A 24,567-nucleotide genomic window follows, 5' to 3' on the forward strand; every position below is an offset into this window, starting at 1 on the left:
CTGCCCGCCGCGCGCGGGCCGGGCGAGGGCGGTTGAAAGGCACGATAATGGCTACCCAGACCGACTATTATTCCACTCTCGAAGTATCGCGTGATGCCGATGGCGCGACGATCAAGAGCGCCTATCGCAAGCTTGCGATGAAATGGCACCCGGATCGCAACCCCGGTGACGCTCAGGCAGAGGCCAAGTTCAAGGCATTGGGCGAGGCCTATGAATGCCTGAAAGACCCGCAAAAGCGCGCGGCCTATGATCGTTATGGCCATGATGCCTTTACACAGGGCATGAACGGCGGCGGAGGCGGCTTTGGCGGCGGTTTCGGCGGTCGCGGCCAATCCGATTTCGCGGATATTGGCGACATTTTCGAAACCATCTTTGGCAGCGCCTTTGGCGGCGGGATGGGCGGTGGTCGCCAGCAACAGCGGCGCGGGGCGGACTTGAGGTTCGACATGCATGTGACGCTGGACGAGGCGTTCCACGGCAAATCGACCGAAATCGAAATCGAGGTTTCGACCGCTTGCGACAGCTGCGACGGCTCGGGCGCGTCCCCCGGCACGGCTGAGCGGGCCTGCAACCTGTGCCACGGACACGGGACCGTGCGCGCGAAGCAGGGCCTGTTCGTGGTCGAGCGGCCATGCCCCACCTGTGGCGGGCGCGGTCAGATGATTGAAGACCCCTGCGGCGATTGTCGCGGCGAAGGCCGGGTCGACAGGATTCAGAAACTGGCGGTGGAAATTCCTCCCGGAGTGGACACCGGCACGCGCATCCGCCTGTCTGGCAAGGGCGAGGCGGGCCAGCGCGGCGCGCCTCCGGGTGACCTATACATCTTCGTCCATGTTAAACCGCACCCGCTGTTCGAACGCGAAGGAACGACTCTGGCAACAAGGGTTCCGGTAAGCTTCACCACCGCCGCACTGGGCGGCAGCGTGGACATTCCCGATCTCGACGGCAGCACCAATTCGGTCGACATTCCGGCGGGGATCCAGTCCGGCAAGCAACTGAGAGTGCGCGGGGCAGGCATGCCCGTGCTTCAAGGGCGCGGACGCGGTGACATGGTGGTCGAGATCATGGTCGAAACCCCAACCAAGCTCAGCCGCAAGCAGAAGGAAATTCTCGAGGCTTTCCGCGAAACGGAAACCGGCGACGAATGCCCCGAGAGCAAGGGGTTCTTCTCAAAGCTCAAGGATGCCTTCGGAGCCTGAGGCTCGACACATTTGGACTGCGGGCGTAGTCAGGTACTGAGATTTCGGGAGAGAGCCATGATCCACGCCCGCCGCATTGCCTCAAGCTTGGCCGCTGCCACGCTGCTTGCGACACCTGCCATTGCCCAGCGCAATTTCGACAATGTCGAGATAAAGACCGAGGAGATTGCTCCGGGTGTCGCCGTGCTGTTCGGCGCCGGGGGCAATATCGGCGTGAGCCATGGCGAGGACGCGACGCTGATCATCGACGATCAGTTTGCTCCGCTTTCCGAAAAGATCGAGCGTGCGATTGCCAACCTTGGCGCGACGCCGGTGAAGTATGTCGTGAACACGCATTGGCATTTCGATCACACCGGCGGGAACGAGAATTTCGGCAAAACCGGCGCGACGATCTTCGCGCACGACAATGTCAGGGTGCGGATGGAGGCCGGAGGAGAGGCAGCCGGCAACAGCACACCACCTGCGCCACCCGAAGCCTTGCCCGTCGTCACATATGCGCAAGGCCTGCGGTTTCACCTGAACGGCGACACGATCAATCTGATGTTCCTGGGCGGCGGCCACACCGACGGCGACAGCGTGGTGTTCTGGGATGAGGACAATATCGTCCACATGGGCGATCTTTACTTCAAGATCCCGGGCTATCCCTTCATCGATGTAGGTTCGGGCGGTAGTGTCTACTCTGCGATGCGATCACTCGATATCGTGATCGCGATGATCGATGATGAAACCAAGGTCATTCCCGGCCACGGTCCGATGTCGAACAAGGCCGAACTGGTGGCCTATCGCGAGATGATCGGGAAGGCTGTTTCGCGGGTCGAAGAACTGCGCGCGCAAGGCATGACGCTGGAACAGGCGGTAGCGGCCAAGCCGCTCGCCGATTTCAATCGCGGGGAGGGCTTCATCGGCCCCGATGCCTTCGTGACTGCAATCTGGAACAGCGCAGCAATCGCCGACTAGACGAATTTCTGCTCCACTTCGCTGCGGATGGTTTCGATCAGGCCCATCCCGCAGCGGCCCGCTTCGGCTTCTTCGTCCAGAATGGCGAGGAAAGCCTCATGCTTGGTCCGGCGCAGCATTTCTCCCGGAATTCCGCCTTCCACGGTGGAGGCGACAAGGTCGATCATCCGCTCCGCGCCGTGCAGGCGCCCCCAAAGGTAGTCGTTCTCGCGATAGGCGCGGCTGAAGAACGCGCCGAAATTGTAGAACTCGATTCCGCGCAAGGTAGCCTGCGTTCCCCCTTCGCGGATCGACAGCGCGTCCTCGGGCGATATCCGGTCGATCTTGACCGGATTGTATTCCACCAAACCTTCCGACCGGGTCAACGGCAGGGTGGCTACGTCATAGAACGGGAAGCCGAGATAGGTCAGCAGCATCCGCCGCTTCAGATTGCGTGGCATTTCGGCCAGCGCATCGGCAAGCATCCGCTCGGCTTCGAGATCCTGTTCCGGCAGCAGCCGCCGCTCAGCGAGGAAATCGAGCACTTGGCCGGGTTCCTCTAGCACTCGGCGGGCAAGTGCCCGGAATCCATCCCCGAGCTTTGCGCCCAGGATCGCGTTGTCATCGGCCCTGCGATAGAGCGCGAGAATTTCGTAAATGCGCCCACGCGCCACATCGAGCGCATCGTCGGGAATCTCCGGATCGATTTCCCAATCGCGGGACAATCGCCGGGCGAGCAATTGCAGACGGCGCACCCGAAATCCGATGTCATGCGCGCGGAAGAATCCGATCGCCGCCGTGTTCGCGCCCCCGTTTTCGTCCGTCAGGGTAGTCAGCCCCCGGTGCTCCAACTCGTGCCGCAGCGCGTTGGCGATGGGTGCGCAATCGGCGAGGGCAAGTTCCGGAGCAGCCGCATGGGTAAGCTGCGCCAAGCGATCGATGATCGCGCTGTATTTGGTCTGGGCATAGGCTCCAAAGGCGTAGCCCGCTCGCTGGGCAGCGGCATTTTGCGCTTTCGCGCGCCAGTTCGCGAGGCGCTTAGGCGTCGGGCTGTCGAGAAAGAATGTGTGCCCGAACAGCTTTTCGACTGCGCGATCAATCTCCGGTCGCAACTCCATGACGATGCGCTTCAGGCTCGCCGCGTCCTTTGAGCGCTGCTCAATCCGCTCAAGGTCGTCCCTGATCGGTTGTTCGCGTGGGATAGTGGAAAGCGAGCCGAAGATCGTGCCGAACCAGCCAACCGGTCGGGATGCGGCTTCGTCGCTTTCGTTCCGGCGGATCGGGCGGGGTTCGATGTAGACGAACCTGCGATCGACCTCGCGCTGGGAAGTTCGCACTTCGATTGCTGAAAGCGCCGCGCCGAACGGTGCGTTGACCAGCACTGATCCGTCAATCAGCGCGACGCTTTCGACCGTGCCCTTGCGAACATGGCCGGGCATGATCCTTGCCAGGAAATCGCCGCGGCTTTCCCAATGGTGCCCCGCTTGTGCGGCAAGTCTGTCGATCTCGTCGATAACGAGCGGGGGAAATGCACCGGGAAAGCTCGCGGTGGAACGCGCAGCCAGTACCAGTTCGAGTGGATCGGCAATACCGGCACCGGCATCAGCAGGCGTTATGCCGCGAAAATCAATTGGCATCCGGTGTTCAGTCTCCTCAACCACCGAAGGGGAATTGAGCCGAAGCATTTCGGGATGGCCGCGAAAATCGGTCGCAGTGACGAACAGGTCTATCGGGTGAAGCGGCGGCAGCAGCGGCTTGCCTGCCGGCGTGTCAGCCATGCTTTCCAGCGCTTCGTAGAGCATCTCTGAAAAGCGTGATCCCGAAAATGGCGGATTGAACCAGCGCCCGCGCACCAGATTGGAAACCTTGGTGCGAACTTCATGCCGGGTTTCTGGCGATACGCTTTCGGTCACCGCGTTGCCGGGCCGCGACAGGAACCATTCGGCAATCGGTTGTGCCCAGAATTTGGCATAGCGCCAGACTGGCTGCGCCTCCGGGTCCATCAACTCGCTGACATCGGCGTTTTCCAGCCAGAGGTCAGTCAAAGGTTCGAGGCTGTGCCCGGAATGGATCGCTTGAGCCAGAAACACCGCGTTGATCCCGCCGGCGCTTGCTCCCGTCAATATGTCGGGCAGCACCCGTAGGCGCAGGTGGCTGGTCTTCTCAATCTCCTCAAGGAAATCGCGATAGACCCCTGTCACCCCAACCAGCCTTTCGCCACCGGGGCAGTGAAATGCCCTGCTGGCGCGGGCAAGGTGCCATATCTCTTTGGTGACACCATGCATGTACACCGCGAGGCTGACCCCGCCGTAGCATACCAGTGCAAGTCTGAGTTCCTTTTGGCGCATGATGCTGATCCTACTGTGCAAGTCTCCCAATATGCAATTGCGTTCAACATTTGTTCTGGTTACATCTCGCGCCGATGGCAAAGGTAAAAAAGCGTTTTGTATGCGCCAATTGCGGCAGCGTATCACCCCGTTGGCAAGGCCAATGCGGCGATTGCGGTGAATGGAACACACTGACCGAAGATGTTCCGGCGACCGTGTTTTCGCAGAAGCATGACCTGTCCAGCGGAGGGCGGGCGCTGCAATTTGTGCCGCTCAACCGCCCGGCGGAATTGCCCGTGCGCAAATCCACCGGGCTCGCCGAATTCGACCGAGCGCTGGGCGGCGGGATAGTTCCGGGTTCGGCAATCCTGATGGGCGGCGATCCGGGTATCGGCAAATCGACGTTGCTGCTGCAGACCGCTGCCACGATTGCGCGCGGCGGGAATGATGTCGTCTATGTCAGCGGGGAAGAGGCCGCAGGTCAGGTGCGGTTGCGGGCCAAGCGGCTTGGAGTGGCTGACGCTCCGATCCGTCTCGCTTCGGAGACTTCGGTCCGCGATATCCTCACGACGCTGGGGCAGGGCGAACCGCCCGCTTTGTTGGTGATCGATTCGATCCAGACCATGCATTCGGACACGATCGAAGGGGCGCCGGGAACGGTCAGCCAGGTGCGAGGATGTGCGCTTGAGCTTATCCGATACGCCAAATCCAGCGGCTGCGCTCTTGTCCTCGTCGGCCATGTGACGAAGGACGGCAACATCGCCGGGCCGCGGGTGCTGGAACACATGGTTGATGTGGTGATGAGCTTCGAAGGGGAGCGCAGCCACCAGTATCGCATCCTGCGCGCGCTCAAGAACCGGTTTGGCGCTGTCGATGAAATCGGCGTGTTCTCGATGGCGAGCGAAGGGCTTGAGGAAGTATCGAACCCTTCGATGCTGTTCCTTTCCGGGCGTGATCAACCGCTGGCCGGGAGCGCGGTGTTCCCGGCGCTGGAAGGCACGAGGCCGGTTCTGGTTGAGATACAGGCTTTGATCGTCCGCTTGCAGTCGGGGGCGACCCCTCGCCGGGCGGTGGTTGGCTGGGATAATGGGCGGCTTGCCATGCTGCTGGCCGTGCTGGAATCGCGGTGCGGGCTGAACTTTTCTTCCGCCGAGGTCTATCTCAACATCGCGGGCGGCTATCGCCTGTCCGATCCAGCCGCAGATCTCGCGGTTGCTGCTGCATTGGTTTCAGCCCTCGCGGATCGCGCCTTGCCCGACAAGTCAGTCTGGTTCGGCGAGATTTCACTAGCCGGAGAGGTCAGGCCGGTGGCGCATTCGCAATTGCGGCTGCGGGAAGCCGCGAAACTGGGATTCGCGCAAGGATACGGCCCGTCAGACACCCGTTCATCCGATGCAGGAGGCGGCTCGTCGACGCTGACTTACCGTGCGGTGAACCAGCTCGCCAACCTCGTTGACCGAGTGATGGGCACGCAATAAGCCCCTGTTCCCATGACGGGTTTCGACATCATCGTGCTGTTCATCGTCTCGGTCGCCGCGATCGGCGGGTTCTTGCGCGGCCTGGTGCAAGAGGTGCTTAGCCTTGCGGCATGGATCCTCGCGGCATTTTCGATCTACTATCTGCACGGCCCGCTGACGGAATTCCTGCGCGATTACTATGATGCCGATCCCGCCACTTCCGTCCTCTCTTTCGCGATCTTGCTGTTGATCCCCTATGCCGCGATGAAGGTCATCGCGGGCAATGTGGGCGAGGCTTCGCGCGGCTCGATCCTTGGCCCGATTGACCGTGTCCTCGGCTTTGGGTTCGGGGCAATCAAGGGCGCGATGATCGTGGTCTTTGCATTCTCGGTGCTCGTCCTCGGGTTTGATACCGTTTGGGGTTACAAAGGCCGCCCGGACTGGATCACGCTGGCGCGCACCTACCCCGCAGCCGATGCGTTCTCTCGCGAACTGGTTCAGATGATTGCGGAGCGCCGCGAGCGTTTGCTTCGTGAGGAAGAAGCGCGAAACGAAGCGGGCGAGTGATGCCCGAGGCCGCAAGTGGAAACGCAGCAAAGCTCTACACCCCCAGCGTCCTTGCGCTTTCGGTGGAGCTTGCAGCCTACCCGTTAGACATTGATTTCCCGGCTAAGGGCTATGCCAAATCGCGTACTTGCGGCAGCGAAGTGCGTGTCGGCCTTGAAATCGATGACGCCGGGGCGGTCCGGCGGATCGGAATGGCGGTGGCTGCGTGCGCCGTGGGTCAGGCAAGCGCAGCGCTGTTCGCCGCGGATGCGAAAGGCCGCAGGGCTAAGGAAATCAAAGACCAGATGGGCGCAATGGAGCGCTGGATCGCAGGCGAGGGACCTGCCCCGGCGCTGCCCCGGCTGGAATTGATCGAACCCGCTCGCGCCTATCCGGCCCGGCATGAGGCAATCCTCTTGCCGTGGAGAGCGGCGCTCGATGCGCTTTCCCAAGCCGGGAACAGCGGCTAGGACTGCAGGTTCTTGCTTGCATAAGTCCGGGCAACACGGACGCGAAAACGGGGATATTCGCCAGATGGCAGAAGCACAAAGCGAAGCAGCGGCGCTGGCCGACCGGGAACCGACCGCCAAGGAAATCCGCCTTGTCGTCGGCGCATCCAGCGCTGGAACGGTGTTCGAGTGGTACGATTTCTTCATCTACGGCACGCTCGCCTACATCCTGAAGGACGCGTTTTACGACGTCGATGATCCGACGCTGGGTCTGCTGCTGGTCTGGTCGACCTTTGCCGTAGGCTTTGCTTTCCGGCCTATCGGTGCGATCCTGTTCGGCTTTCTGGGTGACAAGCTTGGGCGCAAATATACCTTCCTCGTCACGGTGACGCTGATGGGCATTGCCACCGCAGGCGTTGGTTTCATTCCCACGGTCGACACCATCGGGGTTGCAGCGCCGATCATCGTGATCATCCTGCGCGTGCTTCAGGGGCTTGCGCTGGGCGGTGAATATGGCGGCGCGGCGATTTATGTCGCGGAACATTCCCCGCCGGACAAGCGCGGTTATTACACCAGCTACATCCAGGCGAGCGTGGCGGGCGGTTTTGTCCTCTCGATCATCGTGGTGCTGGCTTGCCGGTTCTTGATCCCGGCAGAGGATTTCGAGGCATGGGGCTGGCGCGTGCCGTTCCTGCTGTCGATCATCCTGTTGGCGATTTCGCTTTGGATGCGATTGATGTTGTCTGAAAGCCCGGTGTTCCAGGCGATGAAGGAAGCCGGGGAAACCTCGGGCAATCCCTTTGTCGAAAGCTTCACCTACCCCGGCAACAAGAAGCGCATTTTCGTCGCGCTGTTCGGTGTCACCGGCATTCTGACGACGATCTGGTACACCGCGTTCTTCTCCGGAATGAGCTTCCTGCGCGGGCCGATGCATGTCGAAGACCTGACGGTGGAACTGATCCTGCTGATCTCTGGCGGCATTGCCATGTCATTCTACATCCTGATCGGGAAATGGTCAGACAAGGTGGGTCGCAAACTGCCGATCATTATCGGAGCGCTGGCGACGCTCGTGCTGCTTTTCCCCGCTTTCTGGGGGCTGGGAAGCCTCGCCAACCCGGCTTTGGCCGAGGCGGCAGAGCGCACGCCTATCACCGTAAGTGGCCCGGAATGCGTGACTGATCCTTTTGCCGAGCTCTTCGACCGCGATCAGACCGACTGCGGCAAGATTCTCGGCACGCTTACAGCGTCCGGCGTTACCTATACACTCACGCCGGGTGAGGAATTGACGCTTTCGGCAGCAGGAAATCCGATCGCGATTGATCCCGCGTGGTTCGAAAGTGGCACCGCCCGCACTCAGGGCATCCATGCCGCGCTCAGCGAGTTCGGGTTCGACTTTTCCAAGCAGGAACCGAGCCTCGGCAATATCGCCGGGATTATCGGGATCTTGCTGGGTCTCGGAATGCTTTCTGCGCTGACTTACGGTTCCGTTGCGGCGCTGCTCTCCGAGATGTTCCCGCCCAAGATCCGGTATTCGTCAATGTCGATCCCGTATCACATCGGTGCAGGATATCTCGGCGGGTTCCTGCCGCTAATCGCCGGGGTCATCGTGGCGAGCACCGGGGATATCTATTCAGGACTGTGGTACACTTGGGGCGTTGTCGCCTTTGGCGTGCTGGTCGCATGGTGGGGTATCCCTAGTGGCCCGCCGAGGGATTTTTCGGACGAGGAAATCTGAGTTTGAACGCGCGCCAATTGGCCGGATTGCTGGTGCTGGGGGCGGCGCTGCTGGGCGCGGCTCCCGCCGTTGCTCAAGACCGGCCACCTCCTTTGGAAATTCCAGAAGAGATGCTGGCGGATTACCGCCAGTATTGCGGCGATGGCATCCCAAGTTTCGCTATCGATGTCGGCGATCCGCTTGAGAATTTACGCACCAGTTTCGACACAAACGGCCAGTTTGCCGTCACGACGGTTTGCGTCGATGAATTCAAGTTCGGCCTGGCGTATGAAATCCGGTCTGTGTCCGAAGCACTGACCTTCCTTGCCCTGCGCGAAGCTGAACCAGTCTGGTCAGTGGCCGAGGCCAAATGGGGAAGCGACCTCGGGAAATTGCGCGCCGATCTTCGTAATGCAGCCCTTTCGGGTGAAAGCGAAACAGCCTTTAGGCAAATCACCAGCGGCCAGACTGACAAGGTCAGGGGCGCAGCTTATGAACTCGCCAAGATCGGTTATTTCGAAGAGGCCCTTGGATTGCTGGAGGCAGAGGCAGCTCGCCTCGGCACCGAACGGATGCTGCTGCGCAGAAGGCTGGATTTCGAAAGAGTGCTGGTCGCATTGGCAAGCGCGACAATCATCTCTCACGCATCCGGGGATGCGGAAGCAGCGGCACAGCTCGGGGCTTTCATCGCGGCCACTCCCGATACCAACCAACACTTGCTGAATGCGAAGATAAACAGGGCCGCGTTTCTGGCTGAATCGGGCCAGTATCGCGAAGCTGTGGAATTGCTGGAACCCGCCTATCGCGAATTTCGCGCCTTTCAGGAGGATGCCCGCAATTACAAGATCAGCGGCAGCGACCGCGAATTTGCGTGGATTCTAGCCTGTGCGCATTTGGGTCTGGGCAGGACGCTTGATGCGCAGCCATACCTTGAGATTGTCAATTCGGCTGAGGAAACGCCGAAGGATCAATATTTGCCTCAGACCAAGCCAAGTTCGGTGATCAAGCTTCGATTGGCAGCCTGTACGAATGATCAAGCGGAGTATTTCAAGATCCTCTACAGCGGGTCATTCGCTCGCCTGACAGGAATATGGTCCGAAGTGCAGGCGCCCCATCCCTCGCTCGAATTTCACTTCCGCCCGGAATGGGAGTTACCCGAGGATATTCGCGAACGCTATCTGGCGACCTATCGTATCCTCCCCGACAGCTACGCTGATGCGCTCGCCGGGTGGAAGAACACTGCTGCAACCGGCGAGTGAGTGCTCTAAGGCTAATTTGATGCACGAAACCTCGGCCCCGCCTGCAAGCCTGCGTTTGACGGTCAACCCTGACGCGTTGGGTGCAAACTGGCGTGCGCTCGATGCGATGTCGGGTGCGGCGAGGGCTGGTGCGGCAGTGAAGGCGGATTGTTACGGCCTTGGCGCCGACAAATGCGTGCCGATCCTGCGTCATGCCGGGTGCGACCAGTTTTTCGTGGCGCACTGGAGCGAAGTTGCGGCGGTCATGCGGCATGTCTCGCCAGAGAAGATTGCGGTGCTGCACGGGCCGCTGCGCGATGCGGATGCCGACTACGCGATGGCAACGGGCGTGGTCCCGGTGATTAATTCGCTTGATCAGGCGCGACGCTGGAATGCTCGGGGTGGAGGGCGTTGCCATCTGATGATCGACACCGGGATCAACCGGCTCGGCGTGTCACCGGATCAACTGTCGGACCCGGTAATCCAGTCGCTTAGCATCGACACGCTCTTGAGCCATCTTGCGAGCGCCGACGAAGACAGCACGATGAATGCCCGGCAGCTTGAAGCGTTCCGCGCCTGCCTGCTTTTGGTGCAGCACAAGAGCGCAAGCCTCGCCAACAGTGCCGGGATCGCCCTCGGCCCCGATTACGCTTTCGACCTGACTCGCCCCGGCCTAGCGCTTTATGGCGGCATTCCGCGACCGGAACTGGGAGATGTCATCAGGCAGGTCGCCTTTATCGAAGCGGCCATCATCCAGACGCGCACTATCGGCCAGGGTGAAAGCGTGGGCTACAATTGCACCTTCACCGCGGATCGTGAGATGCGGGTGGCAACGGTGTCCATCGGCTATGCCGACGGTTTTCTGCGCGCTCGCGGGCCTGGCGGATTGCTGCGGCATGAGGGGCGCAAACTGCCTATCCTCGGCAAGGTTTCGATGGACATGATTGTCGTCGATCTCGCCAATGCGCCGGGATTGGAAGAGGGGGACTGGCTCGAGGTTCCGTTCAATCTGCCTGATGTTGCGCGGCAAAGCTCTGTTTCACAATATGAATTGCTCACCACAATCGGACGCCGCCTGCGTCACTGATTGCGGCTGCGAACAAAATTGCCCCCGTTATTGCGCTGCACATTGTGCAAGTGCTAAAAGGCAAGAAAAGTCGCATCGGGACAAAACATGGCACGCAAATCATCCGAAACCGCCGGGGACGTATCGAGCGATACGATCATCATCAAGAAGTACGCCAATCGGCGGCTCTACAACACGGCCTCGTCCAGTTACATTACGCTGGAAGACCTCGCCAAGATGGTGCGCGAGAATGTCGAATTCGTAGTCTACGATGCAAAATCGGGCGACGACATCACCCATTCGATCCTGACCCAGATCATCATGGATGAAGAGGCGAACGGAGGGCAGATGCTCCCGGTGAGCTTCCTGCGCCAACTGATCGGCATGTACGGCAATTCGATGCAGGCGCTTATGCCAAGCTATCTTGAAGCAAGCATGGCGAATTTCCGCGAAAACCAGTCGAAAATTCGCGAAGCCTTTGAAAAGGGCCTGTCGAACAATCCGCTTGCCGCAATCCATGAAACCAACATGGCGATGATGCGCGCTGCGGCGGAAACATTCATGCCGGGTGCGTCCTCTAAGCGTTCCGCACCGCCGCCGCGTGAGACTTCGAATGACGATATTGCCGCCCTGCGCGAACAGATGGCAGCAATGCAAAAGAAGCTGGACGATCTGAGCAAATAGCGCCACTTGCGCCTGCATCAGATCAAGCCCCAAAGCAGGAACTACCCGTGTCAAACATTCGCCACGCGCTCAACGTGAAGCGCGAAGACGATTTCGCCAAGTGGTATCAGGAAGTCATCGCTGCAGCCGACCTCGCCGAGGAATCGGGCGTGCGCGGGTGCATGGTGATCAAGCCGTGGGGCTACGGCATCTGGGAGCGCGTGCAGCGCCTGATGGATGACCGGATCAAGGCCGCCGGTGTTTCCAACGCCTATTTCCCGCTGTTCATCCCGCTCGCCAATTTCGAGCGCGAGGCCGCGCATGTCGAAGGCTTTGCCAAGGAGATGGCGGTTGTCACCCACCACCGTCTGATCGCAGACGGGAAGGGCGGTTTGATCCCCGATCCCGAGGCGAAGCTGGAAGAGCCGCTGGTTGTCCGCCCGACTTCAGAAACGATCATCGGCGATGCCATGGCGCGCTGGGTACAGAGCTGGCGCGACCTGCCGCTGATGCTCAACCAGTGGGCCAATGTCGTGCGCTGGGAAATGCGCACCCGGATGTTCCTGCGCACCAGTGAATTCCTTTGGCAGGAAGGGCACACCGCCCACGCCACGCGCGAGGAGGCACTGGAGGAAACGCACCGCGCGCTGGAAATGTATCGCGCCTGTGTCGAAGAAGACCTCGCCATGCCCGTGATCGCGGGTGAAAAGCCTGAGAACGAGCGGTTCCCCGGCGCGGACGAAACATGGTCAATCGAAGCGATGATGCAGGACGGCAAGGCGCTTCAGGCCGGAACGTCGCACTATCTCGGCACCAATTTCGCGAAAGCTGCGGGCATCCAGTATCAGGACAGCGAAGGCACCCAGCAATATTGCCACACGACCAGCTGGGGCACTTCGACCCGCATGATCGGCGGCGTAGTGATGACGCATGGCGATGATGACGGCCTGCGCGTCCCGCCCCGCATTGCTCCGCACCAGATCGTGATCCTGCCGATGCTGCGCGACAAGCCTGAAGACGATGCCGTTATCGCCTATTGCGAGGAATTGCGCGCCGCTCTGGCCGATCAATGGAGCATGGGCGAAAAGCTGCGCGTTCTGTTCGACAAGACCCCCGGCAAGGCAACCGCCAAGCGGTGGGACTGGGTTCGCAAGGGCGCGCCTGTCATCATCGAGGTCGGCCCGCGCGACATGGAAGAAGGCAAGGTCGCCATGCTGCGCCGCGATCGCCTGTGGAATGCCGACAATGGCAAGCCCAACATGCACTTCACCCCGCGTGACGAATTCGTGGCTGCTGCCGCTGCGCTGCTGGAGGAAATCCAGACCGGGCTGTTCGAAGAGGCCCGCGCACGGCGCGATGCCAATATCACACGCGGTCTGACGCAGTGGAGCGAAGTCACCGATTTCTTCGCCTCCAATGGCAAGTATCCGGGCTGGGTCGAAGTGCAGTGGGCCAAGCCCACCGGCGATGCGTTGGAAAAGGTGGTGGAGCAGCTCAAGGGCGAAAAGCTTACCATCCGCAACGTGCCGCGTGATGGTGAGCCTGCGGATGGAACCTGCATCTTCACCGGCGCACCTGCGGTGGAGCGCATATTGGTGGCTCGCGCCTATTGATCTACCTGTCGCTCCCTGCGACATCGGGGCATGATCAAACGCATTGCGCTGCTTGCAGCTTTCATCTCCGCCCCGCTTGCCGCTCAGGACAAGGGGGCGACCGATCCCGGCCCTGAGGTTTCCGAGGAGCGCCTGCGCGCCGACATGGACACCATCGTCGGGTTTGGCACACGCCACACACTTTCGACCCAGAGCGATCCGGATCGCGGCATCGGCGCGGCGGTTGACTGGGCGCTGGCGGAATTCAGGCGGATCGGGGCCAGGTGCGGGGACTGCCTCGAAGTGCTTCCTGTGGGCCGCGTTGTCGAAGCCGACGGACGCCGCATTCCCGCGCCTACATTGGTACGCAATGCAATCGCGATCCAGCGCGGAACCGAGCGCCCCGATGAAGTCATCATCGTGCAGGCGCATTACGACAGCCGCGTCAGCGATGTGATGAACGGAGTGGACGACGCGCCCGGAGCGAATGACGATGGATCGGGCAGCGTCATGGTGCTTGAGGCGGCGCGCATCCTGTCGCAGCGGCAATACCCCTCCACCATTATCTACGCCCTGCTTTCGGGCGAGGAGCAGGGGCTGATCGGCGCAGGTCTGCTGGCCGATTGGGTGGGCGAACAGGGCATGACGGTGAAGGCCGTGCTCAACAACGACATGATCGGCAATTCGTGCGGATCGGATGGTTTCTGCGATGCGGAGCATGTGCGCGTCTTTTCCGAGGGGCTGCGTGCCGACTCCACCGAAAGGCTTCGCGCGCAGCAGCGCCGTTTTGGCGGGGAGAACGATTCCCCGGGCCGCAACCTCTCGCGCTGGCTTGCCGATCTAGCCGCGCAATATCCCGACGGTATGCAGGTGCGGCAAATCTGGCGGACAGACCGCATGGGGCGGGGCGGGGACCAGATCCCCTTCCTTGATCGCGGATACCCGGCGGTGCGCGTCACCGTTGCGGTCGAAGATTACGAGCATCAGCATCAGGACCTGCGGACCGAGGACGGGGTCAAATACGGCGACACGGTGGACGAGCTTGATTTCGACTACCTCACCCGGCCAGCGCGCTGAACGTGCGCGCGCTGCACCATCTGGCGATGGCGCCGATGCCGCCACGCGTGACTGCGGATGCGGCGGTGCGGCTGGATACTGAAGTGAAGTGGGCCGAAGTGCCGGGTGCCGACAGTTATGATCTTTTCGTGCGCCGCACAGATGAAGGATACTGGCGCAGCGAACTTCCCGAAGGCACGCGGGGGGAACGCTGGGAAGGGATCAAACTGGCCGACCCGGCGGACGGCATGCTGACCGATGTCATCCCCCTTCGCGGCGACGATTGGCTGTTCGGCGTCTCGGCCTGCGCTGGCGATTACTGCTCACCTGTATCCAGCGCGGTCCCCGGCGGGGCGTTCGAACCGGTGGAGCAGCCGGAGTAATTACTTTCACGCTAGCGGTTGAAGGGGTAGGGGATCAGCAATGCCAAAATCCCCCAAACTTCCGCAGGGCTTGCCGTCGAAGCAACAGGTCCTCGATTTCATCCAGTCCAGTGAGATCCCCGCTGGCAAGCGCGAGATCGCGCGTGCGTTCGGCCTGAAAGCGCAGGAAAAGATCGCGCTCAAGGCGCTGCTCAAGAACATGGCCGAAGAAGGGTTGATCGACGGCAAGAAAACCGCGTTTCACCGCATGGGAGGGCTGCCCAAGGTCACCGTCCTGCGCGTCGTCGATATCGAGGATGGCGAACCGATTGCCGAGCCCGACAACTGGTCCCCCGATGCGCCGGGAAAGCCGCCGCGCCTGACCGTGCGCGAGTTGAAAGGCAAGGGCGGAAAACGCGCCCCGGCGCTCAAGCGCGGCGACCGCATCCTTTCCCGCACCGAGGAAACGCAGAGCGGATGGGTCGCTTATCCGATGAAGAAACTGCCCGCCCGTACCGAAGGCCTGATGGGGGTTGTTGAGATTGACGGATCGGGCAAGGCATGGCTCGCCCCGGTGGACAAACGGGTGCGCAATTCCTCCCCGATCAGCGACCTGATGGGCGCGGAGGAAGGGCAACTTGTGCTGGCCGAACGCACTGGCCGCTCCGAACGCTCGGGCGTCAAGGTTGTCGAGGTGGTGGGCGATCCGCTTGCTCCAAAGAGCTTCAGCCTGATTGCGATTGCCAAGCACGGCATTCCTCATGTCTTTTCCGATGCGGTGCACGAAGAAGCCGTAGCGGCGGTGCGGCTCAAGCTGTCGCAGGACAAGCGCGAGGATCTGCGGAGCCTTCCCATCGTCGCCATCGACCCTGCCGACGCGCGCGATCACGATGATGCGATCTGGGCGGAGCCCGATGGCAAGGGCGGCTATAAGGCCGTCGTCGCGATTGCCGATGTCTCATTCTACGTGCGCCCCGGCTCCGCGCTGGACCGGGAGGCGAGGAAGCGCGGCAATTCGGTCTATTTCCCCGATCGCGTCGTGCCGATGCTGCCCGAGGTGCTGTCTGCCGATGTCTGCTCCTTGCGCGAAGGCGAGGACCGCGCGGCGATGGTGTGCCACCTGCATATCGACGCCGCAGGGCAGGTCGAGAACCGCGGCTTCACCCGCGCCATCGTGCGCATTCATCACAATATTGCCTATGAGGATGCTCAGGCTGCGGTGGATGCGGGCGATGCTCCCGAACACCTGACCAATCTGTGGGGCGCATGGAAGCTGCTGGCCGAAGCGCGTGCCAAGCGTGATCCGTTGGAACTGGAACTGCCCGAGCGCCGCGTCGTGCTGAACGAGGAAGGGCAGATTGCCGAGATCGCCGTTCGCGAACGGCTCGATGCGCACCGCGTGGTCGAAGATTTCATGATCGCCGCCAATGTCGCCGCCGCTCGTGCGCTGGAGGCAAAGACCCACCCCGTTGTCTATCGCGTCCACGAACCGCCGAGCCGGGAAAAGCTGATCGCGCTGCGCGATTACATGGCGACGCTGGGAAAGAAGCTGGCGCTGGGTCAGGTCGTGACTCCCGGCCTGTTCAACCGCATGCTGAAAGACATCACCGACGAAGCGGAAAAGGCGCAAGTGATGGAAGCGGTGCTGCGCAGCCAGACGCAGGCCTATTATGGGCCGGCCAATGCGGGGCATTTCGGCTTGTCGCTGGGCTCCTATGCCCACTTCACATCGCCCATCCGCCGCTATGCCGATTTGCTGGTGCACCGCGCGCTGGTCGATGCTTACAAGCTCGAACAGCCCAAGCCGCCGGGTTCGCTGCCCGATACGACCGGGTTGTCGGACAAGGACCGCAAGAGCCTGCAGGAAGTGTCCGACGCGATCAGCCAGACCGAAAGGCGCGCGATGGAGGCGGAGCGCGATACGATCGATCGTTATGTCGCCGCGTGGCTTTCGGGCCGGGTAGGCGAGGTGTTCGACACACGCATCACTGGGGTTCAAGGCTTCGGCTTCTTCGCCACGATTGTCGGGCTGGGCGGGGACGGGCTGGTCCCGGTTTCGACACTGGGCGCGGAGCATTTCCGCCATGACGAGGCGGCTCAGGCGCTGATCGGGGAAGACACCGGCACAACCTATGCGGCAGGCGACAGGCTAAAGCTGAAGCTGGCGGAGGCGAATGCGCTAACCGGTGCGTTGAAGTTCGTGCCGGTGGATGCCGATGGCAATGCGATCGAGCCGAGGGGCGCACGGCCCGCTCCGCGTTATCGCAAGCCGGGCGGCAAGCCGAAGAAGGCGGGGAAATTCACCGTCGGCAAACGCGGCCGCCCCGGCAACATCCGCCATCAGGAGCGCCGCAAATAGCGCAGCCGATCAGGCTTCGTGATCGCTGTCCTTTTCGTCATAGTCATGCGGAATGACGTATAGCGGACAGGGCAGATTGCCCGCCTGCGCGGCGAAATACGTCACCAGCGGTCCCGGCGCTGTCCCTTTGGCCGCGCCCAGCACCAATGCTGCCACTTCGCTGTGCCCTTCGAGGAATTCGCTGACGATTTTCTGGCCATTGCCGATCTTCACCGAAATCGTCGGCATTATGCCGCTTTCGGCCAGCAGATTGCCCGCCACGCCATGCGCGAGCATTTCCGCCCGATCACGCGCTTCCTCCTCGATGGTCGCCTGAACCCCGCCGAACGCGCTGAAGTTCTGTTGCGGCACCAGAGCCAGAATATGCACCGCGCCGCCAACCTGCACGGCCCGGCGCGCGGCAAACCGCAGCGCGGCGCGCGCTTCATCGGTTTCATCGATGATCACGAGGAATGTGCGCATCTGCTTCTTTCGCCGTTAATTCGACCCGTTCGCAGATATCCTGTCAAAAACATTCAAAAGCAAGCGGCGCTGCACCCTTGCTCCTGCCGCAGGTCTGTATAAACGTGGCCCCGACAAGCCAAATCGCACGCACAGACGGGAGTATCGCGCAGCTCATGGCAATTGAAATCAAGATGCCCGCCCTTTCGCCGACGATGGAGGAAGGCACCCTGGCCAAATGGCTGGTGAAGGTCGGAGACACGATCTCTTCGGGCGATATCATGGCCGAGATTGAAACCGACAAGGCGACGATGGAGTTCGAAGCTGTCGACGAAGGGACGCTGGCCGCCATCCTGATCGAAGATGGTGCGGAAAATGTTGCCGTCGGCAAGGTGATCGCGATTCTCGCTGAAGAGGGCGAAGATGTGGACACGGTGGGCAAGGGCGGAGTGGATGCCGCACCCACAGCCGCACCCGCTCCCGCACAGGCTCCAGCTGCTTCGGCACCTTCCACGAGCGATGACGGCCCCGCCGCTACGCCCACGGCACGCAGGCTGGCTGAAGCCAACGGGGTCGATCTCGGTGGCATCGAAGGCACCGGCCCCAATGGCAAGATTACCAAGGGCGATGTCGAAGCCGTGATCGAGGCCGGAGGCGGCAGTGCCTCGCCTGCGCCCGCCGCACCCGCCGCTGCGGCTCCTGCCGCAAGTGGCGGCCGGGTGATCGCTTCCCCGCTGGCGAAGCGGATCGCCGAACAGAAAGGCATCGACCTTTCCGCTGTGTCGGGAACCGGCCCCAATGGCCGAATTGTGAAAGCCGATGTAGAAAACTTCGATCCGGCGAGCGTTGCTGCCCCGGCTCCATCCACAAGCGCGGCTGCGCCCGCAAGCGCCCCGACGGCTACTCCGACTGCACCCGCCAACGATTACGATGCGCCGTTCGAGGCGATCAAGCTCAACAATGTGCGCAAGGTCATCGCGCGCCGCCTGACCGAGGCGAAGCAGACCATCCCGCACATCTACCTCACCGTCGATGTCCGGCTCGATCCGCTGCTGGCGCTGCGCAAGCAGCTTAACGACAGTCTTGAGGCTGACGGGGTAAAGCTGTCGGTGAACGACCTGATCATCAAGGCGCTGGCCCGAGCCTTGCAGCGTGAGCCGCAGTGCAACGTCAGTTTCCAGGGCGATGTGATGCACCAGTACACCCGCGCCGATATTTCGGTGGCGGTGGCAGCGCCCACGGGCCTGATCACGCCGATCATCCGCGATGCCGGGCGCAAGGGGCTCGCCGAAATCTCGACCGAGATGAAGGAGCTGGCTGGCAAGGCACGCGACGGGAAGCTGCAACCGCATGAATATCAGGGCGGTACGGCTTCGCTGTCGAACCTCGGCATGTTCGGTACCAAGCAGTTCGACGCAGTGATCAACCCGCCGCAGGCGATGATCCTTGCGGTGGGTGCGGGTGAACAGCGCCCCTATGTCGTCGATGGCGAATTGCAGGTGGCAACGGTTATGAGCGTCACCGGCAGCTTCGATCACCGCGCGATTGACGGTGTGGACGGTGCCAAGCTGCTCGACCAGTTCCGCAGCCTGATCGAAAACCCGATGGGTCTAGTGGTTTGATATCGCCGCGCTAGCCATGGCCCATTGGTTCATGATTGTCGGCAAGGGTGTGGTCATTGCCGCCTGTGCCGCTGTGGCAGCATGGCTCTACATCGCTGGCCTGACGATCCATCTGGGAATGGCGCCGGGAATGGAGTGGATTGCGGGTGAGGCATCCGCGGGTACGTTCTTGTTCTCGCTGATCGGCAGTCTCGCCATTGGCTTGCCCATCGCGCTGCTGGTATTCTGGATGTCCGGTAAGCACCTTAGGAATTCGCCTGCGACATTGGCCATGATCGTTGTTCTTGCAGGGATCATGATGGTGCTGGCCAGCTTCGTGATTGGCGATGAAGAGGGTGTTGCCGTATTGGGAGTGCCCGCTTTCATCTGCGCAGTCACCTTTGGTGTGCTGGGTTGGTTCTGGATCATCCGCCCAATGCGGGACGGCCCGCAATGAACGAGGCCAATAGCTTGAACCTTGGCGGGCGGGCTGCGCTCAGCGTGCCGCTGATTGCAATCGTTGCCGCCCTGTTCCTTGCTGCGTTCGAATGGGCATTTCGGACGGAAAACAGCATGTTCGATGGCCCTGCCGTGTTCAAACTGGTGTTTGCTTACACCGCCATTTTCGCGCTTCCTGCGGGTGCATTTCTGGCGATACCGATGCTGATTTTCGGTGGGCACCTGCCGCAGCCTCGTGGCCTCTGGCTGGCGATTATCGGGCTTTGCGTCGGGATCGGGCTGTCGATCCTTCTCGCGGGCGGATTTGATCCCCGGGGAACGGCGGGCCTTGGCTTGATGGGGCTCATTTGCGGTCTTCTCTGGTGGCTATGTGTCGAACGTTTCCGGGAGGAGCCCGTCCATGACTGAACCCCAACTCATGATCCGCGCCACCGCGATGCCCACTGATCTCAACCCCTATGGCGGTGTGTTCGGCGGGTGGCTAATGGCGCAGATGGCGCTGGGTGCGGGCGCGCTGGCGAGCCGTGTGGGGAAGGGCAAGGCGGTGGTGGTCCACGCGACCGATTTCACCTTTCCGGGCGCGATGCAGGTGGGGGATGAACTGTCTGTCTATTGTCAGGTGATCGCCACCGGCAACACCTCGCTCACCATCCTAGCCGAAGGCGAAGGGCGGGAACGCAATGGAGAGGCCGTGACCAAGGTTTCGCGGGGCACATTCAAATTCGTGCTGCTGGACGATGCCGACCGTCCGCGACGGGTTGACGGCACCATCGCATAGCCTTGCAACAATGGCTGTCCTACTCGCGTTCGAAATGCGATGGGATGGCTCATGAAACTTTACCGCTTCCCGGTTGATCTTCGCCACCCAGCGGGGATAGTGCGGGGGACGAGTTTTTTCCTTCAGGACAGTGTTCCATGTGTTCCATCCTGTAGGGTTTCACGGAGGGATATCGAGTAATGTCAGCCACTTACGACGTCATCGTGCTGGGTTCGGGACCCGGAGGCTATGTCGCCGCGATCCGATGTGCGCAGCTGGGCCTGAAAACCGCCATCGTCGAGCGCGAAAACCTCGGCGGGATATGCCTCAACTGGGGCTGCATTCCGACCAAGGCGCTGCTGCGTTCGGCCGAGATCAAGCATTACATGGATCACGCGGCATCCTATGGCCTGAAGGTCGCGGGCAGTATCGAGGCTGATCTGGATGCCATCGTGAAGCGTTCGCGCGGGGTGGCAAAGCAGCTCAATCAGGGCATCGGGCACCTGATGAAGAAGAACAAGATCACCGTCCACATGGGCGAGGGCACGCTGACAGGTCCGACTTTGCTGACGGTGAAGGGCGACAAGGGCGAGGAAAAGCTGACCGCCAAGCACGTGATCGTCGCAACCGGCGCTCGCGCCCGTGATCTGCCGTTCGCACCGGCTGACGGCAAACGCGTATGGACCTATCGCCATGCGATGGTGCCGCCCGAAATGCCCAAGAAGCTGCTGGTGATCGGATCGGGCGCAATCGGGATCGAGTTCGCAAGCTTCTACAACGACATGGGCGTCGATGTAACGGTGGTGGAAATGCTCGACCGGATCGTGCCGGTGGAGGATGCCGACGTGTCCACCTTCCTTGAAAAGAGCCTCAAGAAGCAGGGCATTGGCATCATGACCGGTGCCGGGGTCGAAGACCTGAAGGTCGGCGCAAGCGGCGTGACCGCAAAGATCAAGGACAAGGCAGGCAAGGTCGAAACGACCGAGTTCAGCCATGTCATCGTCGCTATCGGGATCGTCCCCAACACCGAGAACATCGGTATCGACAAGCTGGCGGACATGGATCGAGGCTTCATCCAGATCGATCCCTATGGCCGCACCAAGACCAAGGGGCTGTGGGCCATCGGCGATTGCACGCCCGGCCCGTGGCTGGCGCACAAGGCCAGCCATGAAGGTGTGACCTGTGCCGAAGCGATTGCGCAAGAACTGGGCAACAAGGATGTGCACCCGCACCCGCTCAATCGCGAAGCGATACCGGGCTGCACCTATTGCCATCCGCAAGTCGCCAGCGTCGGCCTGACCGAAGCCAAGGCGAAGGATGCCGGTTACGAGGTAAGGGTCGGCAACTTCCCCTTCATCGGCAACGGCAAGGCGATCGCGCTGGGTGAAGCGGAAGGCTTCATCAAGACGGTGTTCGATGCGAAAACCGGCGAGCTGCTGGGCGCCCACATGGTCGGCGCGGAAGTGACCGAACTGATCCAGGGCTACACCGTAGGCAAGACGCTGGAGACAACCGAGGCAGAATTGATGCAGACCGTGTTCCCGCACCCGACTTTGTCCGAGATGATGCACGAAAGCGTGCTCGACGCATACGGCCGGGCGCTCCACTTCTGATGGGTTCTGAAGCGCAGGAGCCGCTCAAGGGCGAAGACTGGGCAGGCGAGATGGGCGAACGGTGGCTGGCCAATCTCGACCGGTTCGAAGCGATGATCGCGCCGATTGGCGAGGCTCTACTGGCGCGCGCCGCCTATGCGCCTGGCGAACGGGTCGTGGATATCGGCCCGGGTGGCGGCGCGACGACGCGCGCGATTGCTAGGTTGGTCGGCCCGGATGGCGAGGCAGTCGGCGTGGACATTGCCCCGATGCTTGTGGCCGAGGCGGAACGGCGGGCAAAGGCAGAAGGCGTTGCCAATGCAAGCTTCGTGTGCGCGGATGCGGCAACTGCGCGGCCAGATGGAGCGCCTTTCGACAGGCTGCATTCGCGGTTCGGCTCGATGTTCTTCGAAGACCCGCATGGCGCCTTCGCCAACCTCCGTGCGATGCTACAGCCCAAGGGGCGGGTAGATCTCGCGGTATGGGGGCCGCCGCGCGACAATGCGTGGATGATGGAGATGATGGGCGTCGTCCGCGCCCATGTCGAAGTGCCGCCCGCCGAACCTCGCGCACCCGGCCCGTTCGCGTTCGAGGATCTCGGCTACCTTGCCGAAGTGCTCGACTCTGGCGGTTTCGGCATGATGGATGTCGAGGCTTACGAAGGGCTGCAAGCCATCGGCGGCGCGGGGACTTCGCCTGAGGAGGCTGTGCGTTTCGTGCTGTCCTCGCTTGGTGTCGGGAGGGTACTGGCGGAACAACCCGAAGCGATCCGTGCAGCGGCATCGGCCGATATGCTTGCGCTATTCGAGAGGCACTATCAGCCGGATAAGGGCGTGATGCTCGGCTGCAAGGTGTGGCTGGTAAGCGCGATTGCCTGACGCGGGCGCAAATCGTGTGGCGGACAGGGTGGGATTCGAACCCACGGTGGGCTTGCACCCACGCCGGTTTTCAAGACCGGTGCATTCAACCGCTCTGCCACCTGTCCGCGCAGCAAGGCTCGCTAGCGATGCTTTGCGCGCTTGTCACTATGCGATGAGCGATTAGGGAAGACTGATGGCAAATCAAACCGCTCTGGGCACACACGATTACGCGCCCGATCCCCGCAACGAAGCGATTCTGATCAACGTCAATGGCACGCTTGTGCCCCGGGCGCAGGCAAGCGTTTCGGTATTCGACAGCGGCTTCATGCTGGGTGATGGCGTATGGGAAGGCTTGCGCGTTCATCGCGGGCAGATCGCGTTTCTCGATGCGCATCTTGATCGGCTGTACGAAGGGGCGAAGGCGATTGCGATGGACATCGGCCTGACGCGCGAGGAACTGATCTCCAGACTTGACGAGACAATCGATGGCAATGCGATGAGGGATCAGGACGGCGTGCACATTCGCCTGATGGTAACGCGCGGCATTCGCTCGACTCCCTATCAGGACCCACGCGTGGTGATCTCGCCCGCCACGATCGTTATCATCCCCGAATACAAGTCACCGCTGCCAGCAACGATCGAAACCGGCATCCGCTTGTTCACGGTCCACGTCCGGCGCGGCGATCCGGCGGTGCAGGATCAGAAACTGAATTCCCATTCCAAGCTGAACTGTATCACCGCCTGTATTCAGGCCGCGCAGGCAGGGGCTGACGAGGCATTGATGCTTGATCCGCACGGCTTTGTTGCCACCTGCAATTCGACCCACTTCTTCATTGTGCGCAAAGGCGAGGTCTGGACCTCCAGCGGCGACTACTGCCTCGGCGGGATCACCCGTGCGAACGTCATCCAGGTCTGCCGCGAAGCGGGCATTCCGGTGTTCGAGAAGAACTTCTCCCTCACCGATGTCTACGGCGCGGATGAGGCATTCGTGACCGGCACTTTTGCCGGTGTTGTCCCCGTGACGGAGGTGGATGGGCGCAAGCTGACAACCGCGCGTGGCCCTATGGTCGAGCGGTTGCAGTCGCTTTACCGCGACCTCATGGACCGGGATGTGGCGGCATGAGCGCGATCCGCATTGCCATGTGGTCTGGCCCGCGCAACATCTCCACCGCGATGATGCGAAGCTTTGGCTCGCGCCCCGACTGCTCCGTCAGCGACGAACCTTTCTACGGTGCTTTCCTGAAGCACAGCGGCGAACCGCATCCGATGGCCGCGGAAACGATTGCCGATATGGATTGCGACTGGGACAGCGTGCTGGCTACCCAGTCCGGCCAAGTGCCGGAAGGAAAGCCGATCTGGTACCAAAAGCATATGCCGCACCACATGGTCGGCCATGTGGATATTGGCGACATGCCGGATCACATCCACGCATTCCTGATCCGCGCGCCTGATCGAGTGGTGGCGAGCTATCGCAACAAGAACGAACTGCGTGAACCCGAAGCGCTCGGCTTTGCTCAGGTGCGGGCATACTTCGAACGTGAGGCGGACCGGATCGGCAAGGCTCCGCCGGTGGTCGATTCTGATGTGATCCTCGCCAATCCCGAAGCCGTGATGACAAAGCTTTGCGGCGCGTTGGGGATTGCGTGGGACGCAGCCATGCTCCGCTGGACCACAGGGCCGCACCCGACGGACGGCATTTGGGGAGCGCATTGGTATGACAAGGTGAATGCCTCCACGGGGTTCGGATCACCGCCGGGAGGCCTCCCCGAACTCGACGGGGAGTATCGGAAAACGGCTGATGCGTGCCGGAGGGACTATGACTTCATGCGCCAGCATGCGATTGAGGCTTAACGATACCCGCTCACCTGCAATTCAGACCAACTGACGGATAAT

Annotated in this window: 23 protein-coding genes and 1 tRNA gene; 21 read left to right on the top strand and 3 right to left on the bottom strand. The window is 61.6% G+C overall.

Going from position 1 to position 24,567, the window contains the following annotated elements:
• Window positions 1–47: 47 nt before the first annotated feature.
• Both dnaJ and L1K66_RS10340 read left to right on the top strand, forming a co-directional pair.
• A complete protein-coding gene (gene dnaJ, locus L1K66_RS10335; protein WP_252257808.1) occupies window positions 48–1,199 on the top strand; it encodes a molecular chaperone DnaJ in 1,152 nt (383 codons plus the stop codon).
• 57 nt (window positions 1,200–1,256) lie between these two features.
• Complete coding sequence (locus tag L1K66_RS10340; RefSeq protein WP_252257810.1) at window positions 1,257–2,156, top strand: MBL fold metallo-hydrolase; 900 nt, start codon at window positions 1,257–1,259, stop codon at window positions 2,154–2,156.
• On the opposite strand, the gene L1K66_RS10345 is transcribed toward L1K66_RS10340, so the two are convergent.
• Window positions 2,153–4,483 (bottom strand): patatin-like protein, encoded by a 2,331-nt coding sequence (locus tag L1K66_RS10345; protein ID WP_252257812.1) that lies wholly within the window; start codon window positions 4,481–4,483, stop codon window positions 2,153–2,155. The genes L1K66_RS10340 and L1K66_RS10345 overlap by 4 nt on opposite strands.
• A 74-nt stretch (window positions 4,484–4,557) precedes the next feature.
• On the opposite strand from L1K66_RS10345, the gene radA reads away from it, so the two are divergent.
• The 11 genes from radA (at window position 4,558) to rnr (ending at window position 16,964) form a co-directional block, all read left to right on the top strand.
• Window positions 4,558–5,940: a DNA repair protein RadA gene (radA, locus tag L1K66_RS10350; protein WP_252257814.1), complete on the top strand. Its 1,383-nt coding sequence runs from the start codon at window positions 4,558–4,560 to the stop codon at window positions 5,938–5,940.
• A 12-nt stretch (window positions 5,941–5,952) separates the two neighbouring features.
• Window positions 5,953–6,486, top strand: a complete 534-nt coding sequence (locus tag L1K66_RS10355; RefSeq protein WP_034954042.1) for a CvpA family protein — start codon at window positions 5,953–5,955, stop codon at window positions 6,484–6,486.
• A complete protein-coding gene (locus L1K66_RS10360; protein ID WP_252257815.1) occupies window positions 6,486–6,935 on the top strand; it encodes an iron-sulfur cluster assembly scaffold protein in 450 nt (149 codons plus the stop codon). Before L1K66_RS10355 ends, L1K66_RS10360 begins: the two co-directional genes overlap by 1 nt.
• A 64-nt stretch (window positions 6,936–6,999) precedes the next feature.
• The gene (locus L1K66_RS10365; RefSeq protein ID WP_252257817.1) at window positions 7,000–8,649 is read left to right on the top strand and encodes an MFS transporter; all 1,650 of its coding nucleotides are present in this window, start codon (window positions 7,000–7,002) and stop codon (window positions 8,647–8,649) included.
• A gap of 2 nt (window positions 8,650–8,651) precedes the next feature.
• Window positions 8,652–9,887: a hypothetical protein gene (locus L1K66_RS10370; RefSeq protein ID WP_252257819.1), complete on the top strand. Its 1,236-nt coding sequence runs from the start codon at window positions 8,652–8,654 to the stop codon at window positions 9,885–9,887.
• A gap of 19 nt (window positions 9,888–9,906) precedes the next feature.
• Window positions 9,907–10,953, top strand: a complete 1,047-nt coding sequence (gene alr / locus L1K66_RS10375) for an alanine racemase (protein ID WP_252257820.1) — start codon at window positions 9,907–9,909, stop codon at window positions 10,951–10,953.
• A gap of 87 nt (window positions 10,954–11,040) precedes the next feature.
• Window positions 11,041–11,616: a polyhydroxyalkanoate synthesis repressor PhaR gene (phaR, locus tag L1K66_RS10380; protein ID WP_252257821.1), complete on the top strand. Its 576-nt coding sequence runs from the start codon at window positions 11,041–11,043 to the stop codon at window positions 11,614–11,616.
• 47 nt (window positions 11,617–11,663) lie between these two features.
• A complete protein-coding gene (gene proS, locus L1K66_RS10385; RefSeq protein WP_252257822.1) occupies window positions 11,664–13,208 on the top strand; it encodes a proline--tRNA ligase in 1,545 nt (514 codons plus the stop codon).
• A gap of 30 nt (window positions 13,209–13,238) precedes the next feature.
• On the top strand, window positions 13,239–14,264 hold the full coding sequence (locus L1K66_RS10390) for a M28 family peptidase (protein WP_330221225.1): 1,026 nt from the start codon (window positions 13,239–13,241) through the stop codon (window positions 14,262–14,264).
• A 2-nt stretch (window positions 14,265–14,266) separates the two neighbouring features.
• Window positions 14,267–14,626, top strand: coding sequence for a hypothetical protein (locus tag L1K66_RS16500; protein ID WP_330221226.1), 360 nt, complete (start codon window positions 14,267–14,269; stop codon window positions 14,624–14,626).
• A 40-nt stretch (window positions 14,627–14,666) separates the two neighbouring features.
• Window positions 14,667–16,964: a ribonuclease R gene (gene rnr, locus L1K66_RS10395; RefSeq protein ID WP_252257823.1), complete on the top strand. Its 2,298-nt coding sequence runs from the start codon at window positions 14,667–14,669 to the stop codon at window positions 16,962–16,964.
• Between the two features lie 9 nt (window positions 16,965–16,973).
• Here the strand turns inward: rnr and L1K66_RS10400 are convergent, their stop codons facing one another.
• Window positions 16,974–17,426, bottom strand: a complete 453-nt coding sequence (locus L1K66_RS10400; protein WP_034954052.1) for a universal stress protein — start codon at window positions 17,424–17,426, stop codon at window positions 16,974–16,976.
• A 155-nt stretch (window positions 17,427–17,581) separates the two neighbouring features.
• Between L1K66_RS10400 and L1K66_RS10405 the strand changes: the two genes are divergently transcribed.
• From L1K66_RS10405 to L1K66_RS10430, 6 genes are all read left to right on the top strand, one after another.
• On the top strand, window positions 17,582–19,027 hold the full coding sequence (locus L1K66_RS10405) for a 2-oxo acid dehydrogenase subunit E2 (RefSeq protein WP_252257824.1): 1,446 nt from the start codon (window positions 17,582–17,584) through the stop codon (window positions 19,025–19,027).
• A 16-nt stretch (window positions 19,028–19,043) separates the two neighbouring features.
• Window positions 19,044–19,463, top strand: coding sequence for a hypothetical protein (locus tag L1K66_RS10410; protein WP_252257825.1), 420 nt, complete (start codon window positions 19,044–19,046; stop codon window positions 19,461–19,463).
• Window positions 19,460–19,873: a hypothetical protein gene (locus tag L1K66_RS10415; RefSeq protein ID WP_252257826.1), complete on the top strand. Its 414-nt coding sequence runs from the start codon at window positions 19,460–19,462 to the stop codon at window positions 19,871–19,873. Before L1K66_RS10410 ends, L1K66_RS10415 begins: the two co-directional genes overlap by 4 nt.
• Window positions 19,866–20,243 (top strand): acyl-CoA thioesterase, encoded by a 378-nt coding sequence (locus tag L1K66_RS10420; protein ID WP_252257827.1) that lies wholly within the window; start codon window positions 19,866–19,868, stop codon window positions 20,241–20,243. The genes L1K66_RS10415 and L1K66_RS10420 overlap by 8 nt, the downstream gene beginning before the upstream one ends.
• Before the next feature lie 179 nt (window positions 20,244–20,422).
• Window positions 20,423–21,835 carry a dihydrolipoyl dehydrogenase gene (gene lpdA, locus L1K66_RS10425; RefSeq protein WP_252257828.1) on the top strand — a complete coding sequence of 471 codons (1,413 nt, stop codon included), beginning with the start codon at window positions 20,423–20,425 and terminating at the stop codon, window positions 21,833–21,835.
• Window positions 21,835–22,692 (top strand): class I SAM-dependent methyltransferase, encoded by an 858-nt coding sequence (locus L1K66_RS10430; RefSeq protein ID WP_252257829.1) that lies wholly within the window; start codon window positions 21,835–21,837, stop codon window positions 22,690–22,692. The genes lpdA and L1K66_RS10430 overlap by 1 nt, the downstream gene beginning before the upstream one ends.
• 17 nt (window positions 22,693–22,709) lie before the next feature.
• On the opposite strand, the gene L1K66_RS10435 is transcribed toward L1K66_RS10430, so the two are convergent.
• Window positions 22,710–22,799 (bottom strand) — tRNA-Ser (locus L1K66_RS10435).
• A gap of 68 nt (window positions 22,800–22,867) precedes the next feature.
• Between L1K66_RS10435 and L1K66_RS10440 the strand changes: the two genes are divergently transcribed.
• Together L1K66_RS10440 and L1K66_RS10445 are read left to right on the top strand one after the other, a co-directional pair.
• Window positions 22,868–23,797: an aminotransferase class IV gene (locus tag L1K66_RS10440; RefSeq protein WP_252257830.1), complete on the top strand. Its 930-nt coding sequence runs from the start codon at window positions 22,868–22,870 to the stop codon at window positions 23,795–23,797.
• Window positions 23,794–24,525 carry a sulfotransferase gene (locus tag L1K66_RS10445; protein WP_252257831.1) on the top strand — a complete coding sequence of 244 codons (732 nt, stop codon included), beginning with the start codon at window positions 23,794–23,796 and terminating at the stop codon, window positions 24,523–24,525. Before L1K66_RS10440 ends, L1K66_RS10445 begins: the two co-directional genes overlap by 4 nt.
• The last annotated feature ends 42 nt before the right edge of the window (window positions 24,526–24,567 follow it).

It is taken from the genome of Erythrobacter aurantius, from assembly GCF_023823125.1.
Taxonomy (GTDB): Bacteria; Pseudomonadota; Alphaproteobacteria; order Sphingomonadales; family Sphingomonadaceae; genus Erythrobacter; species Erythrobacter aurantius.

Coding starts and splice junctions, on each gene's coding strand:
- dnaJ (WP_252257808.1), top strand. CDS start 48: ATGGCTACCCAGACCGACTATTATTCCACTCTCGAAGTATCGCGTGAT.
- L1K66_RS10340 (WP_252257810.1), top strand. CDS start 1,257: ATGATCCACGCCCGCCGCATTGCCTCAAGCTTGGCCGCTGCCACGCTG.
- L1K66_RS10345 (WP_252257812.1), bottom strand. CDS start 4,483: ATGCGCCAAAAGGAACTCAGACTTGCACTGGTATGCTACGGCGGGGTC.
- radA (WP_252257814.1), top strand. CDS start 4,558: ATGGCAAAGGTAAAAAAGCGTTTTGTATGCGCCAATTGCGGCAGCGTA.
- L1K66_RS10355 (WP_034954042.1), top strand. CDS start 5,953: ATGACGGGTTTCGACATCATCGTGCTGTTCATCGTCTCGGTCGCCGCG.
- L1K66_RS10360 (WP_252257815.1), top strand. CDS start 6,486: ATGCCCGAGGCCGCAAGTGGAAACGCAGCAAAGCTCTACACCCCCAGC.
- L1K66_RS10365 (WP_252257817.1), top strand. CDS start 7,000: ATGGCAGAAGCACAAAGCGAAGCAGCGGCGCTGGCCGACCGGGAACCG.
- alr (WP_252257820.1), top strand. CDS start 9,907: ATGCACGAAACCTCGGCCCCGCCTGCAAGCCTGCGTTTGACGGTCAAC.
- phaR (WP_252257821.1), top strand. CDS start 11,041: ATGGCACGCAAATCATCCGAAACCGCCGGGGACGTATCGAGCGATACG.
- L1K66_RS10390 (WP_330221225.1), top strand. CDS start 13,239: ATGATCAAACGCATTGCGCTGCTTGCAGCTTTCATCTCCGCCCCGCTT.
- rnr (WP_252257823.1), top strand. CDS start 14,667: ATGCCAAAATCCCCCAAACTTCCGCAGGGCTTGCCGTCGAAGCAACAG.
- L1K66_RS10400 (WP_034954052.1), bottom strand. CDS start 17,426: ATGCGCACATTCCTCGTGATCATCGATGAAACCGATGAAGCGCGCGCC.
- L1K66_RS10405 (WP_252257824.1), top strand. CDS start 17,582: ATGGCAATTGAAATCAAGATGCCCGCCCTTTCGCCGACGATGGAGGAA.
- L1K66_RS10410 (WP_252257825.1), top strand. CDS start 19,044: ATGGCCCATTGGTTCATGATTGTCGGCAAGGGTGTGGTCATTGCCGCC.
- L1K66_RS10415 (WP_252257826.1), top strand. CDS start 19,460: ATGAACGAGGCCAATAGCTTGAACCTTGGCGGGCGGGCTGCGCTCAGC.
- L1K66_RS10420 (WP_252257827.1), top strand. CDS start 19,866: ATGACTGAACCCCAACTCATGATCCGCGCCACCGCGATGCCCACTGAT.
- lpdA (WP_252257828.1), top strand. CDS start 20,423: ATGTCAGCCACTTACGACGTCATCGTGCTGGGTTCGGGACCCGGAGGC.
- L1K66_RS10430 (WP_252257829.1), top strand. CDS start 21,835: ATGGGTTCTGAAGCGCAGGAGCCGCTCAAGGGCGAAGACTGGGCAGGC.
- L1K66_RS10440 (WP_252257830.1), top strand. CDS start 22,868: ATGGCAAATCAAACCGCTCTGGGCACACACGATTACGCGCCCGATCCC.
- L1K66_RS10445 (WP_252257831.1), top strand. CDS start 23,794: ATGAGCGCGATCCGCATTGCCATGTGGTCTGGCCCGCGCAACATCTCC.